This is a genomic window from Flavobacterium frigidum, from assembly GCF_048286795.2.
Genome location: NZ_JBLVPT020000006.1, coordinates 114,867 through 131,435 on the forward strand (window position 1 = coordinate 114,867; position 16,569 = coordinate 131,435).

Below are 16,569 nucleotides of genomic sequence, written 5' to 3' on the forward strand. Positions count from 1 at the left end.
TTTAGCCCTTTTATTATTTGAGATTTTCAAGTTTTGAAAGTCTTATTTATTTTTGTCTTTTCTCTTTTTGTCTCGTGTTTTAAGCATATTTCGATTTACGGAGCCATGCGTTTTTTTCTTGGTAACTCCAGGCCCACCCAAATTGACTTTTTTATTCTTTTTACTTTTTTCTTGAAAAGCACCATCTCCCTCTAGTTTTTGTTTTTTCATCAAAAACTTAATAGGTTGTCTGTCTTTTTCAGGTTCGATTAGTTTTGATGAAACTTCCACTGTTTCTGGAAAAGACTCAATCGATAATTCCATATTCATAAGCACTTCTACTTCTACTTTGAACTCTTCTTCACGAGGAGCAATAAGACTGATTGCCGTTCCAGTGGCATCAGCACGGCCCGTTCTACCAATACGGTGCATGTATAATTCTGGCATTTCTGGCATTTCAAAATTCACGACATGAGTGATATTAGAAATATCCAAACCTCTCGCCATAATATCTGTAGTAATCAAACCACGAAGATTTCCTTCTTGGAAGGATGCCATCGTACTCAAACGATAATTTTGTGATTTATTGGAGTGAATGACACCAAATTGACCATCAAAATCCTCTTCGATGCGCTCGTGAAGCATATCTGAAATCTTCTTGTTATTAACAAAAACCAAAACGCGACTCATGTCTTCGTTCGATTCTAATAAGTGTTTTAAAAGATTAACTTTGGTATTGAAATTGGGAACATTATAGGTGATTTGCTTGATGTTTTCTAATGGTGTTCCAGAAGCCGAAAGGGTAACTTCTTCGGGATAATCAAAATAATCATTCAAAATAGCATCTACTTCATCTGTCATTGTAGCTGAGAAAAGAATATTTTGACGCTTTTTTGGCATCATAGCCAGGATAGCGGTCAATTGGGTTCTAAACCCTAAATTCAGCATTTCATCAAACTCATCAATTACTAACTTTTGCATGTCTTCAAAACGAATCACATTGTCTAATGTTAAATCCATGATTCTTCCCGGAGTTCCCACCAGTATGTCACATCCTTGATAAACAGTAGTTTTTTGCGTGTTGATATTAACACCACCAAAAATCCCAATAGTTCGAACTGACATGTATTTTGTCAATTTTTCTACTTCCTCTACAACTTGCACTACAAGTTCGCGTGTAGGAACTAGAATTACTATTTTAGGCGTGTGTCCTAAAGTAAATTTGTATAATTTCAATAAAGGCAAAAGGTAGGCAAATGTTTTTCCAGTTCCAGTTTGCGCAATTCCCATCATATCCCTTCCTGACATTATCACAGAAAAAGTTTTTTCTTGGATAGGAGTTGGAGAAGTAAATCCTAAATCGTCAATTGCTTTTTGGACAGATTTAGGGAGATTGAATTGTTCGAAAGTACTCATTTGCTTAAATTTTGTGCAAAGATACGTTTTTTATGAGGATACTGGCATTCGTTGCTGGGATTGTTGTTTTCGAAAGAGTCTGAGCTACTGTATTTAATGAGGAACTGCTTATTACAATTAGATTGAAAGATTAAAAAACAGGCTATAATCGGTGTCAATTTACTACAACAGCACTTCTTATTTTTGTATCAGAATTAGTTTTTAAAAACCTTCAAATACACCTAATCCAAATAAAGCAAAATCATATTTTACAGGATCCGAAGATTCGAACTGCCGAAGTTTTAAGTCCAATTCGGTTAATGCTTTACCATCATTTTGTTTTCTTGTTAGCAATCCTAGTTTCCGAGCTACATTTCCAGAATGTACATCTAAGGGGCAAGACAAGGCAGCAGGAGAGATGCTTTTCCAAATTCCTAAATCGACGCCAGTGGTATCTTGACGGACCATCCATCTTAAATACATGTTGATTCGCTTGGCTGCTGAATTGTTCAAAGGGTCTGAAACGTGTTTTTGAGTCCGATATTCATGGGGAATTTCAAAAAATATCTTTTTAAATTCGGTAATGCTTTTTTGCATAGTTGCAGATTCTTTATTTTGGGCAAATACAGATTCTAAGCCATTATGGTTTTCGTAAATATTTTTTAAACTCCTAATAAAAGTAGCAAAATCGATTCCGTTAAAAGTTCGGTGAACAAAAGTATCCAAGCGTTGCAGATCCGCATCAGAATGCGACATAACAAAATCATATGGTGCATTTCCCATTAAATCCATCATTTTATGAGAGTTTTTGATGATCATTTTGCGATTTCCCCAGGCAATGGTTGCACTCAGAAAACCAGCAATTTCAACATCTTCTTTTTGTGTAAATAAATGCGGAATTTGAACGGGATCACTTTCTATGAAATCGAGTGTGTTGTATTGCAGGACTTTTTCGTCAAGAAAATCTTTAAGATCTGATGGATTCATACAGGAAAGGACTTTGGTACCTATGTAATTTAAAACGATTTTTCTGTTTATTTTAGGTTGTAGCCCAGATAGGAACGGCATCCTTTTTATTTTTATTTTCAAAAATAAAAAGATAGAGTGGATAGCTGGAAATAGCTCCTAATTACTAATTAAACCATCTACCATGACTAGCTTTCGGTCGGCCATATTGGCTAGTTCCTCGTTGTGGGTTACAATTACAAAAGTTTGTCCGAGCTCATCTCGTAATTTGAAAAAGAGTTGATGCAAATTTTCGGCCGATGCAGTATCCAGATTTCCTGATGGTTCATCTGCAAAAATGATTGCTGGCTTGTTAATTAGTGCTCGTGCCACGGCTACGCGCTGTTGCTCACCTCCAGAAAGTTCATTGGGTTTGTGATTCATACGGTGCGAAAGACCAAGATACGTTAATAATTTTTTTGCTTCTACTTCTGTTTCTTCCTTAGGTTTGTTTGCAATAAAAGCGGGGATACACACGTTTTCTAGAGCGGTAAATTCAGGTAACAACTGATGAAATTGAAATATAAAACCCAAATTTAGATTTCTAAATTTAGACAAGGTCTTGTCATTCATGGTCAAAATATCCTCATTGTTGATGCGCAACTCAATTCCGCTTTCAAGAGTGGGTTTGTCTAAAGTTCCTAAAATTTGCAATAGCGTAGTTTTACCTGCTCCGGAGGCACCCACGATAGAGACAATTTCTCCTTTTTGAATGTGTAAATCAACTCCTTTTAAAACATGAAGTTGATCGTAATATTTATGTAAGTTTTTGGCCTGTATCATTTGGGACTATTTTCACAAAGAAACAAAGATTTTAATGATTATAAAATGGAACTCCTATTATTTTGCTTTGACAAACTATAAACTTTAGTTAAGAGGATCTTGCCACACTGATTTTATGAATAAATTTGAATTTAATTAATACGGTATGAAAAAAATAATTGGAGTTTTTTTGGCCCTATTGCCTTTTTCATTTTTTGCAAAGGCAAATCATGGTATGTTACCAAAAAGTAAAGAAATAATAACTATGGAATTACAAAACGAATTGGAAGTTGCCACCTTTGCAGGGGGATGTTTTTGGTGTACAGAAGCAGTTTTTTTAGAATTGGATGGAGTTACTAAAGTAGTTTCAGGGTATATTGGAGGAAAAACATTAAATCCAACATACAAAGAAATTTGTAATGGTGATACGGGTCATGCCGAAGCTATTGAAATTACTTTTGATCCTAAAAAAATCACTTTTGGAGAACTTTTGGAGATATTTTTTGCAACTCATGATCCCACTACTTTAAACCGTCAAGGAGCTGATGTTGGTACGCAGTATAGAAGTGAAATTTTCTTTCATAACGCTGTGCAAAAACAAATCTCTGAGGATTATATTGCTCTAATGACTAGTGAGAATACATTTGGCAAACCTATTGTAACTAAGATTTCGGCAGCAAGCATATTTTATACAGCCGAAGAATATCATCAAAACTATTACAATCAGAACAAATCACAAGGGTATTGCAGTTATGTCATAACACCAAAAATTGACAAACTTAAAAAAGTATATCAAGATAAACTCAAGAAATAATTGGCATTAGATTTGCACGTAGATTTGAACTAATAATCTAAATACTATGGCAGAACAAATATCCGTTGGTGAAGTAAATAACAAATCAAGAAACCTTTTTTTAGGCATTCTGTTTGACATGATTGGAATTCTTTCCTTTACCGTTCCGTTTCTTGGTGAGTTTTCAGATGTTATTTGGGCTCCTTTAGCCGGTTACTTGATGACTTGGATGTATAAAGGAACTCTGGGGAAAATAGGCGGAGTAGTAACTTTTCTAGAAGAGATTTTACCCTTTTCAGATTTTATTCCAACTTTTACCCTAACCTGGATTTACAACTACCTCATAAAAAACAAAAACGCCTCTTGATCGAGGCGTTTTTTATGATTTGAAAAGAAATCCAAATCCGAATCGTTTCAACATTTTTTTTTCAAAAGCCCAAAAGAATTTAAATTGCCCAAATAGAAAACCTATCAGAACCAAAAGAAGTTGATAAATAGGAAAAATTAGAAGCAATCGAACGGGCGTAAACCAGTAGCCTAGATCGCCTTTTGTAATGCCGAGCCAAATGCAAAACGGTTTTGATAACCATGCCGATGCCGACCCGGTTAGCGCAAAAACAATAAAGATGATGGTGAGTTGAAAATTAGTTTCAATGCCCCAACGCTGTTTTAGTTTGTCCATTTTTATTTATAATGATTACAAATATAGTAACATTATCTGATCGGGACAAAACCAAAAAGTTTTTGATTAAATGTGTTTTGAAAATAAATCATATAATTATAAATCAAATAATTCACTTCATATCCATAATCAACAGTTGGGTCATAATTGATTGTCATTTCATATAAATTAGGATCGAAACGTTGTGGTTGCAAAACGCGATTATTCCATTAGGTGATATAAAATCTATTTTTGTTTTCCAAAAAAGATTGCGAATGATAGTTTCTAGGCAAAGCTCTTGAAACTAGCCAAGAATTAAATCCTGCATCAATAATAATTACCTCATACTCGAGAGCATCGTTTGCAATTCGTATTGTATCACCTTTTGTAGCGATAGATTTATCCATACTCGGAACTGCAGATTTTGGCGTATTACAACTAAAAAAAGTAACAACAACAATAATGGTTAGGAGATAAAGGCTATTTTTCATAATCAAAAATTTGAATATAAAGTTACAGATTTAAATGGCTTACTAAAAGCGTTTTAACATAAAAAATCACCTATTGTGGTAGGTGATTTTTATGTAATCGGAGTGTTTTTATTTTCCAAAAAGTTTTCCAAGAATACTTGCTAATCCGCCTCCTTTATTTGTAACCGCTGACATTGCATCGCTGATATCAACTTTACCGTCGGCATTTTGATCCAAACCAAGCTGTCCACCATATTTTGAAATAGCATCCATAATTCCAAAGCCTTGTGCTCCTCCACCAGATATAGCTGCAATGATATCCGAGATTTGAAAGCTACTATCATTTGGGTCTTTTGCTTTGTTTACTAAGGAACCCAAGATTTTAGGAATCAAACTTCCTGCAACACCCGATGCCGCATCTGCATTAATACCAAATTTTTCTCCAAGACTACCTGTAAGTTGTTCAGTAAGCTTTTGAACTACAGGATTTGAAGCGTTTTGAGCATTATCTCCTTGAAACAAAGAAGCCAATTGTTCTACACCGCCTTCTGCTGCAATTTTCTGTAAACCAGAAAAAATGGAGCTTCCAGCTTCTTCTATAACTGCTTCATTTTGTTCGTTTGGAATGGCGTTGTTTTTAACAACCGACTCGACTCCAAACTGTTGTGCTAATTGTGCTAATTGTTCTAACATAGGATTTGGTTTTGTTTAGATACCAAATCTAATAAAAAAAGGGATTTATTCCTTAAAAATAAATCCCTTTACTACATTTTATTTCATTAAAACATTAGCCCAAAATACTAATAATTTGTTGGGCTAGTTCAATGCCAATTCTATCTTGAGCTTCTCCAGTTGCAGCACCAATATGCGGTGTTAATGAGATTTTATGATTCATCAAAATAGCCATTTCTGGAGCTGGTTCGTTCTCGAAAACATCCAATCCTGCAAATAATACTTTTCCGCTATCGAGTGCTTTTACTAAGGCCACTTCGTCTATAACTCCGCCACGAGCACAGTTTACAATTCCTACTCCGTCTTTCATTATCGCAAGTTCTTTCTCACCAATAATATAACCGTCTTGAGCAGGCACATGTAAAGTAATGAAATCCGCTTCCTTAAATAGAGATTCTAAAGATTGAGAAACGATAGTGGTTGTAATAGACTGCCCGTCAAAAAATGTAACCGTTACATCAACTTGCGGAATAAAACTATCTGCAGCAATTACTTTCATGCCTAAACCTAGGGCCATTTTAGCGGTAGCTTGACCAATACGGCCAATTCCTACTATACCAAGGGTTTTTCCTCTTAACTCGATCCCATTAGCATAGGCTTTTTTCAAACCTTCAAAATTAGTATCGCCTTCTAAAGGCATATTTCTGTTAGAATCATGCAAGAAACGAACACCTGAGAATAAATGAGCAAATACCAATTCTGCAACAGATTCTGATGAAGAAGCAGGAGTATTAATTACATGAATGCCTTTGCTTTTAGCATAATCCACATCAATATTATCCATTCCTACACCGCCACGACCTATGATTTTTAACCCTGGGCAAGCATCAATAATATCCTGACGCACTTTGGTTGCACTACGAACTAAAACCACAGAAACGCTGTTTTCATTCACAAAATTAGCAACTTGTTCCTGAGCAACTTTTGTAGTGATCACTTCAAATCCACCTTTTTCTAAAGCTAGAATTCCACTTTTTGAAATTCCATCGTTGGCTAATACTTTCATTTTTTTATATCATTTTGAAGAACCAAAAAGATCCTTCTATTATTTTATTTTTTTTAGGAGCTATTTCCCGCTTTCCACTTCAATCTTTTATGTTTTTAAAGAAAAAACAGAAAAGGATTTTCATTTCAATCGGGGCTAGCGATTCAGGATTCTGGAGTTATTTTTTTTGAAACAGTGCATTCACAACTAAACGGTACGTTCTAGTTCTTGCATCACATCTACTAAAACCTGAACACTTTCTAGCGGTAATGCATTATACATAGACGCTCTATAACCGCCCACAGAACGGTGACCTGGTAATCCAGATATTCCTGCGGCTTTCCACATTGCATCAAAAGTTGCGGCATGCGTTTCATCATTTAATAAAAAAGTAGCATTCATATTAGAACGATCTTCAACAGCTGCAGCGCCTTTAAACAAAGGATTTCTATCTATTTCGGTATAAAGTAACGCTGCTTTTGCATCGTTTATTTTTTCAATAGCGGCAATTCCACCTAGATTTTTCAACCACTGCAAGGTCAATAATGATGCGTAAACCGGAAAAACAGGAGGTGTGTTGTACATACTTTCGGCCTTAATATGTTTGGTGTAATCCAACATACTGGGGATCATTCTACCGGTTTTGCCTAGTATTTCTTCTTTTACAACAATTAGAGTAGTACCTGCTGGTCCCATATTTTTTTGAGCTCCAGCGTATATTAAATCAAATTTTGAAAAATCTAAAACTCTTGAAAATATATCAGAACTCATGTCGCATACAACAGGTATGCTAGTTGCTGGAAACTCTTTCATTTGAGTACCAAAAATGGTATTGTTGCTCGTGCAATGAAAATAATCAGCATCTGTAGGTATTGCATATCCTTTTGGAATATGATTGTAGTTTTCAGCTGCTGACGAAGCAACGACAATGGTTTCTCCAAAAAGTTTAGCTTCTTTTATTGCCGCGGCTGCCCAAGTTCCTGTATCAAGATAGGCAGCTTTACCACCTTCTTTCATTAGGTTATAGGGTGCCATAATAAATTCTAAACTTGCTCCTCCAGATAGGAATAAGGCTTGATAACCTTTCCCTTCAAGTCCTAGAAGTTCAAGAACAATTGTTCGTGCTTCTTCCATTACGGCAACAAAGTCCTTGCTGCGGTGCGACATTTCTAAAAGTGATAAACCAGAATCGTTAAAATTTAAAATTGCTTGTGCTGATTTTTCGAAAACTTCTTGTGGTAAAATACAAGGTCCTGCGCTGTAGTTGTGTTTTTTCATGGTGTAGTTTGAATCCAAAAATTAAAAAGCAAATTTCGGGAATAGTAATTTAAAAGGCGTTAATTAATTCGAAATAATCGCAGTTCTTTCTACTAAATTGTTAACAAAAACTCAATTGTATCGATGTTATCTGCGTAACTCCACAATTTAGGTTTTTGTGTTTCTCCAAAACCAATGCTGTTCTCTATAATGCCATCACTTACAATGCACTGAATCTGGTCGCTTTCGGATTGTAGTCTTGTTTTCAAAGCATTGATATCATCATAAAACTCATAAAAAACACTTGAAATAGGAGACGCATGACTGTTGTCCTCCTTTATCGTTAAAAAACCATTATCTAATAACTTAAAATTGCTCATCAAGAAAACGGCTTTATTGTAATCGTAATTGTTAGCGTATTTTTCGTAATGTATGATATCTTGATATATAAATATAGCTTCAAAAAAGGAAGTAAAAGAATATCCTTTTGGAACAAAAATTTTCGAAACATTACGACAGCCTAGTCCAAAATAGCGAAATATATCTTCTCCCAAAGCAGTTAATTGCTCGGTAGTTTCGTTTCCATTTAAAATCGCAATAGAGTTTCTGCTTTTTCGAATAATAGCAGGCTTATCTTTAAAATAATATTCAAAATAACGCGCTGTATTATTACTTCCAGTAGCAATGACTGCATCAAAATTTTCTAATTTTCCCTCTACAAACGTAATATTGCTAGCTAATTCTGGTTGAACCGCAATGATGTATTTTGCTAAAAAAGGCAATAAATGTTGGTCGTTTGAGGATGTTTTTACCAACACACTATTTCCAGTTATCAAAACCGAAAGGAAATCGTGAAAACCTACTAACGGAATATTTCCGGCAAGAATTAAAGCGACTTTTTTAGACTCTTGAATTGGAATTGTATAGCTTGTAAGCCATTGATTTAAGCTTTCTTCTGTCAGTGCTTCTGCCCAAGATTGTATGGAGAAATAGACGTTATCAGGAGTATACCAGCCATTATGCGATTGAGATAATTTTATTAATGCAGTAAAATCATCAAAAAACGCCTCATTATGCAAAACACTTGGATTTTTGATAGTTTTATCTTCTGAAAATTGACTTAAGAATCTACCTAATTCAACAAAAACACTTTTTTTTGTTTCTAATGTCATAATGTTTGCTTATCAATAGTTTTGATTGTAATTTTGTACAAAAATAAGCTTTAATAAGCCGAAAGTCAAAAGTCTTAAAGTCAAAAGTTACTGAGTTCGGTTTTTTTTAGTTTCAATATCAAATACTACAACAAAATGGCAATAATAATAACAGATGAATGTATCAATTGTGGTGCTTGTGAACCAGAGTGTCCAAACACAGCAATATATGAGGGAGCTGATGATTGGAGATACAAAGATGGAACCAAACTGAAAGGCAAAATAATTTTACCTGATGGTACTGAAGTTGACTCCGATGAAGCTCAAACTCCAATTTCGGACGAAGTCTATTACATCGTACCAGGAAAATGCACCGAGTGTAAAGGTTTTCATGATGAACCACAATGTGCTGCTGTGTGTCCAGTAGATTGCTGTATACCAGATGATAATCATGTTGAAAGTGAAGAAACTTTACTAAATAGACAGGCTTTTTTACACAACGAATAATTGTAAGATTTAATTTTAAAACAAAAAATCCTGTTCAGCTATAAAGTAGTTGAACAGGATTTTTTTTTAATATGAATCTATTTATTTTTTGATGATGTTAAAAGTTTCTATTGTTATAGTATCTGTTTTTGCATCATAAGATTCGAGTACTAAATTACCATTTCCATCAAAGTATCCGTATGAGGTTTTAGTATTAGAATTATAAATATAGTTGTTGTTGGATGTTTTTCTTAATACAGCAGCCTTTTCCGCGTTAGGTAGGTACAAATTATAACCACTCTCAGCTGACTTTACTTGGTATTTCACCCCATTAAAATCGTAATAAGCAGATCTATCAACATCTACAATATTTGTAACTCCATTAGTGGTAACACTAGTAATTGCAGTAACTTCAACTGGTGTTGCCTTAATTTCTTTGTTTAAAGCATTCGATCCAGCATCTTTTAATTCAATTTTTTGAACTTCTTTTATTTCTTGTGTTTTTATTGATTTTTTTTGTCCATCAGAATTTTTCACAGTCGTAACTGTTGTTTTTACTTCAGACTTTACGTTTTTAATTTGAGCTTGACTATTTATTGAAAATAAAAAAGCAACCATTCCGAGAATTATAGTTTTCATAATAGATAATTATAAGATTAATATATTTCAAATGTACACCTTCATTAGCTTTAGCTTGTTATGGAATTATGGTCTAAAATTATATAATTACCACAAAGAGAAGTAATACTATGTTTTTAAATCTGTTTTGCTACAATAACATAGGTGTCATAGGCATAGGTTTTGCGGTCAATAGTCTGGATAATTTCGAAACCATTTAAAAATAAAAATAATTGTATTTCATTTAGAGTAAAAACGCGCACTATAGAAAAATCATCGGCAATTACTTCTTTTTTATTGTTTTTCAATGTGTAATATTGTGCGGTCCATTCCAGCATAAAGTTCTCTGCCGAGGTAGTTTTCCAGTTACTATTTCGAAAATATTTAACCTTTTCATGCTCTGCTTCTTGAAGTATGATTTCGTTTTCTTTTATGAAAGGAATAAATCTATTGGCATCAATAAAATCAAAAATGAGTATTCCTCCTTTGTTTAGGTTTTTAGAAATAGATCGAAAGGCAGCTTGTACATCATCATTTGTTATTAAATAACTGGTGGAGCGTCCCGTAATGAGTGCGCAATCCACTTTAGTATCTAGTTTAAATTCTCTCATGTCGCCCCGCATGAAAATTCCGTTTTTATTTCTCTTTTGGGCAAGAGCTATCATGTTTTCACTTAAATCTAATCCGATATACTCTTGATTATTTTCAAGGAATCTTTTGGCGAGATTTCCAGTACCACTGCCAATTTCTAATACAGTTTTACAATTAAGCTGCGTAATCAGGTGATTGTAGAATTGGTATTCTTCATCGTAATTAATAAAGGTTTGGTACATGGCATCAAAAATTGGCGCCATTTTTTCGTCATAAAGATTTGCCATGATAATGGTGTATTTGTATCTAAAATTAATAAAAATTATCCAAAAAAAAAAAGGACTGTTGTGAAACAGTCCTTTTAAATTCATTATATAACGCTATTAGAATTTATAGTTTAAAGATAAATTAAACATAGTTCCTAATTGACTAAAGTGGTATCCATCATACGTCATTTGAGAATAACGCTGGTTAAAAGTAATTAAGTTAGATTGATTTTTTACTTGAGCAGGGTCGTTTAAAATAGCTGTCCCAGCTGCATTTTCTGCTTTGAAATTCCATTCAGGAAGTACATTCAATAAGTTGTTTACATTCAATGCCAAGGTTAATTTTTCAGTTGCAGAGAAAGTAACTCCTAAATCGGTAACTACTTTAGTTAAAAATTCGATTCTTAAATCGTCGCTCATACCTGCGTTTTTGAATTTTGTAGGTCCAAAAACAGTATTATTCAAAGAAAAACCAAATTTACCTATTTCATAATCTCCACCTAAAATATATTTAAATTTTGGTCTAGAAGTGAAAAGTAACGCTTCTTGAGTTGCATCAATGATGGTTTGGCCTTCTAAAACAAAAACTTCTTTACCATCTATAATGTTAGAATTCCCTTTTAGATTTTTAACACTCTCGGGATCTTTTACCGCTCCGTCTCTTTCATTTACAAATGTATAATTTCCAGAGAAATTAAGAGCCAGTTTTCCTGCGCCAAGCACTATGTTTTTGTAACTAGCAACTATGTCCAATCCTGAAGTTTTAGTATCCATACCGTTTACAAAAAAACTTTGCTGATTTGTTGGTACATAAATTCCCTTATCTGAATCAAATGTATCTTCAAAAGCAATTTCATTACTCAATAACACTCTGTCTTTAACTTTGATATTGTAATAATCTAAAGTAAAAGAAAAATCTTTAGATGGTTTTAAACCAAATCCTAAAGTTAAATTTTTGGATTTCTCGGAATCAAGTTTTTGTATTCCATTTTGTCTGGCTGCAGATGAAACGTTATTTATTAATCCAGTTACAACGATTGCTCCACCTGCTTGGAAAGAAGATTGAGATTTTTGGGTATAAATTTGGTGTAATGAAGGTGCTCTAAATCCTGTAGAAAGAGAACCCCTAAGTGTTATTTTATCTTCTAAAAACTTATATCTCGAGCTTAATTTCCAAACTGTAGCTCCACCAAAATCGCTATAATCTTCATAACGAACGGTTCCATTGATTAAGAAATCTTCAGTAACATCGTAAGCTAGATCAAAATAACCACCTAAGTTATAACGATTAAATTTACCTGAATTCTCAGGAGTATTTCCTTGAAATGAATCTGCACCAATTCCTACGTACGAGGCTTCGTCTCCAGCTATGATTTCAAAATTTTCTGTTCTGAATTCAGATCCAAAACCAATACTTACTTTGTCGGATAATACCTTTGAAATATCTATGTTACCCACGATGTGATTAAACGATGTTCCACCTGGTCTAAAAGTAATTGGAGTAGAACCACCGTAAATAAAATCACCATTTGCATCTTTAGATCTGTTATGAGAATTACTTACCGTATAAGTCTGCTTATTTCCACCAGTTGTTAAACTTACATCGGTATTCCAATCATTTTTTACTGATTTGTAACCTATTGTTGCATTGTAATCGTTTAAATCTCCGGTAAACGTAGGTACATATCCTACATAAGAACTTGCGTTTACACCATCTCCAAATAAATTTAGTAAGTATGGGAAATCATTTAAAGTTCTCCAATAAGGAGTTCTATAGTTTGCAAAAGAATTCACTTTCTTGTATACATAAGCCGCATTGTAGTAAAGTTGTGTGTTTTCGGTATAATTGATACCACCATTTACTAAAAATTTAGCTGCTGCGGTTTCTGGAGATCCATTGACGTTTCCGGCATCTGGGGATCTTGTTAAAAAGCTATTAATTTGTTGACGTCCAGCAGCATTGTCTGCTAAGATAGATGCTTGTGTTGCACCATTGACGTAATTATCAGGATCATTTGGATTTACATAAACAAAATCCATATATTCTCCACCAGATGGAGACTCATCATCAGATCCTAAATTTGTTGTTCCTCCATCTACTTTTCCGGGTCTGTTTGCTAGGCTAACTTTAGAGAAATCGATAGTATAGTTTACAAAGCCTCTATCGCCTACAGTAGAACCATTATTTAAGCTTACTCCAATCATTTCACCATCACCTTCAGAAGTTATTCCAGATCTTAATGTTGCAGATCCATAATTAGTATTCTTTTTTAAGATAATATTCATTACCCCTGCAATAGCATCAGAACCGTATTGAGCAGATGCTCCATCACGAAGAATCTCTACTCTTTCGATAGCATCGGTAGGAATCGCAGAAATGTCTGATCCAGTTTCACCTCGTCCAGGAGACGTTTGCGTGTAGAGTAAAGAACTCATGTTTTTACGCTTCCCGTTGATAAGAATTAATGTTCTACTTGGTCCCATATTTCTTATTTCATAAGGATCTAATAAAGATGTAGCATCATTAACAGGAGTTTGTACCGTGTTAAAAGACGGTATTTTGTACTGTAACGCCTTGTCAAAGGTAGCTTGACCAGTCGAAGTCAGATCCTTTGAAGACAATACATCTATTGGAAGTGCTGATGTAGTGTTACTTCTTGGTGCCGTTCTGGTTCCTGTAACAAAAACTTCGTTTAGGTTTTGTCCGCCTTCTTCAGATAAGCTAACATTCATCACTGCAGCAGTAACAGCTTTTTCTAGTTTAGAAAAACCTACATAACTGAAGACTAAAGTAGCGCCTTCCTTCACTTTAATCTTGTACGATCCATCAGAATCAGTAGAAACTCCGTTTCGAGTTCCTTTTTCAATAATGTTTACACCGGGTAAAGGGTTACCGGTATTGTCTTTTACAACACCCGAGACATCTTTTTGTGCAAAAAGAAACGAAGAGTTGAGTAAAATTAATAATAATGCAATTTTTTTCATAATAAGTTGAGTTTGGTTTTTTGTTTGCTTTATAATTAATTGCAATATAATTGTTTTTTAACACAATATTGGCGCTTCGTACAATTTTTTACAAAAAATATTTCAGCCTATTTTAAACTATGGTTTTTACATTTTAAAACAGTATAAAAATGGTATATTTGCAGATTTTTAGAACAAATAGTAAGATGTTTTTAGTTACGTATACTAGAACAAAAATTTATATATTCTTATTCTTAATGAATACAACATGGAGTTTAAGTGATATTATTTCATTAAAATAAATACCAACTACATATGAAAGCAGGAATTGTAGGATTACCTAATGTTGGAAAATCAACATTGTTCAATTGTTTATCTAATGCCAAAGCGCAAAGTGCCAATTTTCCTTTTTGCACCATCGAACCTAATATAGGTGTCGTAAATGTTCCAGATTCCAGAATAGAAAAATTGGAAGAATTAGTAAAGCCAGAGCGCGTACAAATGGCTACTGTTGATATTGTAGATATTGCAGGACTGGTAAAAGGAGCTAGTAAAGGAGAAGGTTTAGGGAACCAGTTTTTAGGAAACATTAGAGAATGTAATGCGATTATTCACGTTTTACGTTGTTTTGATAACGATAACATAGTTCACGTTGATGGAAATGTAAATCCTATTCGTGATAAAGAAACCATCGATATCGAGTTGCAGTTAAAAGATTTAGAAAATGTTGAAAAACGTTTAGAAAAAGTAAAACGTGCTGCTAAAACTGGTAATAAAGAAGCAATTGTTGAAGAAACATTGTTGAACAGAATTAGAGAAACGTTATTGCAAGCAAAATCTGTTAGAACAATTACGCCTCAAAACAATGACGAGGAAGTTTTGATGGAAGGGTTTCAATTGATTACAGCAAAACCAGTATTATACGTTTGTAATGTAGATGAAAATTCAGCAGTAAACGGAAATAAATATGTAGACCAAGTTCGCGAATTAGTAAAAGATGAGGATGCTGAGGTTATTGTACTCTCTGTAGGTGCTGAGGCTGATATAACAGAATTAGAAAGCTATGAAGAGCGTCAGGTTTTCCTTGAAGATATGGGATTGACGGAGCCGGGAGCATCTGTTTTGATACGCGCAGCTTATAAATTATTGAAGCAACAAACTTATTTTACCGCTGGTGTCAAAGAGGTTAGAGCTTGGACCATCAATGTGGGTTCTACTGCGCCACAAGCTGCAGGAGTAATTCATACTGATTTCGAAAAAGGATTCATCCGTGCCGAAGTTATTGCGTACGAGGATTTCGTTCAGTACGGTTCTGAAGCTAAATGCAAGGAAGCCGGAAAATTCAAAGTAGAAGGGAAAGAATATATCGTTAAGGATGGTGATGTAATGCACTTTAGATTTAATGTCTAAGTAAAATAGTCCTAAAGCCGAAAGTCTTAAAGTCGAAAGTTAGCAATAGCTTTCGACTTTTTTTGTACCTAATCCAGCTTGCCTTTGCAATCTGGGGTAGAAATCGATCTAGGAAAAATAAAATTTCGTTTTTTATTTTTAAGTAATACTAAAGATATTTTGTCGCAAATAGTAAAAAGAGTTTTTGCCACAGATTGCAAGGATTAAAAGATTTTTAAAATTACCTAACGAATTAATCTGCGCTAATCTGTTAAATCTGCGGCAAATAAATTTAGTTCAATATTAAAATATGATATTAGATTTTAGTTTTTACACAGTTTTTGAGATCTGGGAATCTGTGGCTAATTATGTTGTTGCTATTTTATTTTCACTACTTTTAAGAAAAACTAATCGTCATGAAAATTATAGCCTTTGGCGCAAGCCCCAGTAAAAATTCCATCAATAAAAAATTAGCAACTTACGCAGCGCATTTATTTGAAAATGCTGAGGTTGAGGTGTTGGATTTAAATGATTTCCAAATGCCGATATTTACGGTTGATATCGAAAAAGAAATTGGTCAACACGACTTAGCAAAAGCATTTCTAGATAAAATTTCCACAGCAGGTATTTTAGTAGTTTCAATGGCAGAAAATAACGGAAATTATTCAGCAGCTTTCAAGAATATTTTTGACTGGTGCTCTAGGATAAATGCTAAGGTTTTTCAGGAAAAATCAATGTTATTGATGGCAACTTCACCAGGCGCAAGAGGTGGTGCGAACGTTTTAGAAATCGCTAAAAAAGCCTTTCCTTTTTATGGAGGGAATGTAAAAGCAACGTTTTTATTACCAAGTTTCGAGGCTAATTTTGATACAGAAAAAGGTGCAATTTCCAAGACGGAATTTGATAATCAGTTGAAAGAGCTTGTTAAGACTTTTTAATTTTTTCAATCTTTTAATTTTTCAATCTTTCAATAGAAAATGTCAATATTATTCTTGATAACTTTGGTGGCTTCCTATTTTAAATTTTATCGAATTACATTACATTAGCACACTCGAGAGCTTTGCG

The 16,569-nt window shown here is 34.0% G+C and carries 16 protein-coding genes and 1 pseudogene; 5 read left to right on the forward strand and 12 right to left on the reverse strand.

Going from position 1 to position 16,569, the window contains the following annotated elements; all coding sequences use genetic code 11:
- Nucleotides 1-42: 42 nt before the first annotated feature.
- The 3 genes from ACNQGB_RS08700 to ACNQGB_RS08710 form a co-directional block, all read right to left on the reverse strand.
- Nucleotides 43-1,395 (reverse strand): DEAD/DEAH box helicase, encoded by a 1,353-nt coding sequence (locus ACNQGB_RS08700; protein WP_417943437.1) that lies wholly within the window; start codon nt 1,393-1,395, stop codon nt 43-45.
- Between the two features lie 201 nt (nt 1,396-1,596).
- The gene (locus ACNQGB_RS08705) at nt 1,597-2,361 is read right to left on the reverse strand and encodes a TIGR02757 family protein (protein WP_417943473.1); all 765 of its coding nucleotides are present in this window, start codon (nt 2,359-2,361) and stop codon (nt 1,597-1,599) included.
- A gap of 138 nt (nt 2,362-2,499) precedes the next feature.
- Nucleotides 2,500-3,162 carry an ABC transporter ATP-binding protein gene (locus ACNQGB_RS08710; protein WP_417943436.1) on the reverse strand — a complete coding sequence of 221 codons (663 nt, stop codon included), beginning with the start codon at nt 3,160-3,162 and terminating at the stop codon, nt 2,500-2,502.
- Nucleotides 3,163-3,406: 244 nt separating this feature from the next.
- Between ACNQGB_RS08710 and msrA the strand changes: the two genes are divergently transcribed.
- Together msrA and ACNQGB_RS08720 are read left to right on the forward strand one after the other, a co-directional pair.
- Nucleotides 3,407-3,955, forward strand: coding sequence for a peptide-methionine (S)-S-oxide reductase MsrA (gene msrA, locus ACNQGB_RS08715; protein WP_417943472.1), 549 nt, complete (start codon nt 3,407-3,409; stop codon nt 3,953-3,955).
- Nucleotides 3,956-4,001: 46 nt separating this feature from the next.
- Nucleotides 4,002-4,301 (forward strand): hypothetical protein, encoded by a 300-nt coding sequence (locus tag ACNQGB_RS08720; protein ID WP_417943435.1) that lies wholly within the window; start codon nt 4,002-4,004, stop codon nt 4,299-4,301.
- Nucleotides 4,302-4,313: 12 nt separating this feature from the next.
- On the opposite strand, the gene ACNQGB_RS08725 is transcribed toward ACNQGB_RS08720, so the two are convergent.
- The 6 genes and pseudogenes from ACNQGB_RS08725 to ACNQGB_RS08750 all read right to left on the reverse strand — a co-directional run bounded on the left by ACNQGB_RS08725 (nt 4,314) and on the right by ACNQGB_RS08750 (nt 9,211).
- A complete protein-coding gene (locus ACNQGB_RS08725; protein ID WP_417943434.1) occupies nt 4,314-4,616 on the reverse strand; it encodes a DUF6787 family protein in 303 nt (100 codons plus the stop codon).
- Nucleotides 4,617-4,648: 32 nt separating this feature from the next.
- Nucleotides 4,649-5,086, reverse strand: a pseudogene (locus ACNQGB_RS08730) (DUF6146 family protein).
- A gap of 108 nt (nt 5,087-5,194) precedes the next feature.
- Nucleotides 5,195-5,758: a DUF937 domain-containing protein gene (locus tag ACNQGB_RS08735; protein WP_417943433.1), complete on the reverse strand. Its 564-nt coding sequence runs from the start codon at nt 5,756-5,758 to the stop codon at nt 5,195-5,197.
- A 94-nt stretch (nt 5,759-5,852) separates the two neighbouring features.
- On the reverse strand, nt 5,853-6,803 hold the full coding sequence (locus ACNQGB_RS08740; RefSeq protein ID WP_417943432.1) for a D-2-hydroxyacid dehydrogenase: 951 nt from the start codon (nt 6,801-6,803) through the stop codon (nt 5,853-5,855).
- A gap of 186 nt (nt 6,804-6,989) precedes the next feature.
- Nucleotides 6,990-8,060 carry a 3-phosphoserine/phosphohydroxythreonine transaminase gene (serC, locus tag ACNQGB_RS08745; RefSeq protein ID WP_417943431.1) on the reverse strand — a complete coding sequence of 357 codons (1,071 nt, stop codon included), beginning with the start codon at nt 8,058-8,060 and terminating at the stop codon, nt 6,990-6,992.
- A 92-nt stretch (nt 8,061-8,152) separates the two neighbouring features.
- The gene (locus ACNQGB_RS08750; RefSeq protein ID WP_417943430.1) at nt 8,153-9,211 is read right to left on the reverse strand and encodes an acyl-CoA reductase; all 1,059 of its coding nucleotides are present in this window, start codon (nt 9,209-9,211) and stop codon (nt 8,153-8,155) included.
- Nucleotides 9,212-9,346: 135 nt separating this feature from the next.
- Here ACNQGB_RS08750 and ACNQGB_RS08755 point away from each other — a divergent pair, with 135 nt between their 5' ends.
- Nucleotides 9,347-9,697, forward strand: a complete 351-nt coding sequence (locus ACNQGB_RS08755) for a 4Fe-4S dicluster domain-containing protein (protein ID WP_121925579.1) — start codon at nt 9,347-9,349, stop codon at nt 9,695-9,697.
- A gap of 81 nt (nt 9,698-9,778) precedes the next feature.
- Here ACNQGB_RS08755 and ACNQGB_RS08760 read toward each other — a convergent pair whose 3' ends face one another.
- From ACNQGB_RS08760 to ACNQGB_RS08770, 3 genes are all read right to left on the reverse strand, one after another.
- Nucleotides 9,779-10,315 (reverse strand): hypothetical protein, encoded by a 537-nt coding sequence (locus ACNQGB_RS08760; protein ID WP_417943429.1) that lies wholly within the window; start codon nt 10,313-10,315, stop codon nt 9,779-9,781.
- A 116-nt stretch (nt 10,316-10,431) separates the two neighbouring features.
- On the reverse strand, nt 10,432-11,172 hold the full coding sequence (locus ACNQGB_RS08765; RefSeq protein ID WP_417943428.1) for a class I SAM-dependent DNA methyltransferase: 741 nt from the start codon (nt 11,170-11,172) through the stop codon (nt 10,432-10,434).
- Nucleotides 11,173-11,268: 96 nt separating this feature from the next.
- Nucleotides 11,269-14,136 carry a TonB-dependent receptor gene (locus ACNQGB_RS08770; protein ID WP_417943427.1) on the reverse strand — a complete coding sequence of 956 codons (2,868 nt, stop codon included), beginning with the start codon at nt 14,134-14,136 and terminating at the stop codon, nt 11,269-11,271.
- Nucleotides 14,137-14,430: 294 nt separating this feature from the next.
- Between ACNQGB_RS08770 and ychF the strand changes: the two genes are divergently transcribed.
- Both ychF and ACNQGB_RS08780 read left to right on the forward strand, forming a co-directional pair.
- Complete coding sequence (gene ychF / locus ACNQGB_RS08775; protein ID WP_309755885.1) at nt 14,431-15,525, forward strand: redox-regulated ATPase YchF; 1,095 nt, start codon at nt 14,431-14,433, stop codon at nt 15,523-15,525.
- Nucleotides 15,526-15,920: 395 nt separating this feature from the next.
- Complete coding sequence (locus ACNQGB_RS08780) at nt 15,921-16,442, forward strand: NADPH-dependent FMN reductase (protein ID WP_417943426.1); 522 nt, start codon at nt 15,921-15,923, stop codon at nt 16,440-16,442.
- The last annotated feature ends 127 nt before the right edge of the window (nt 16,443-16,569 follow it).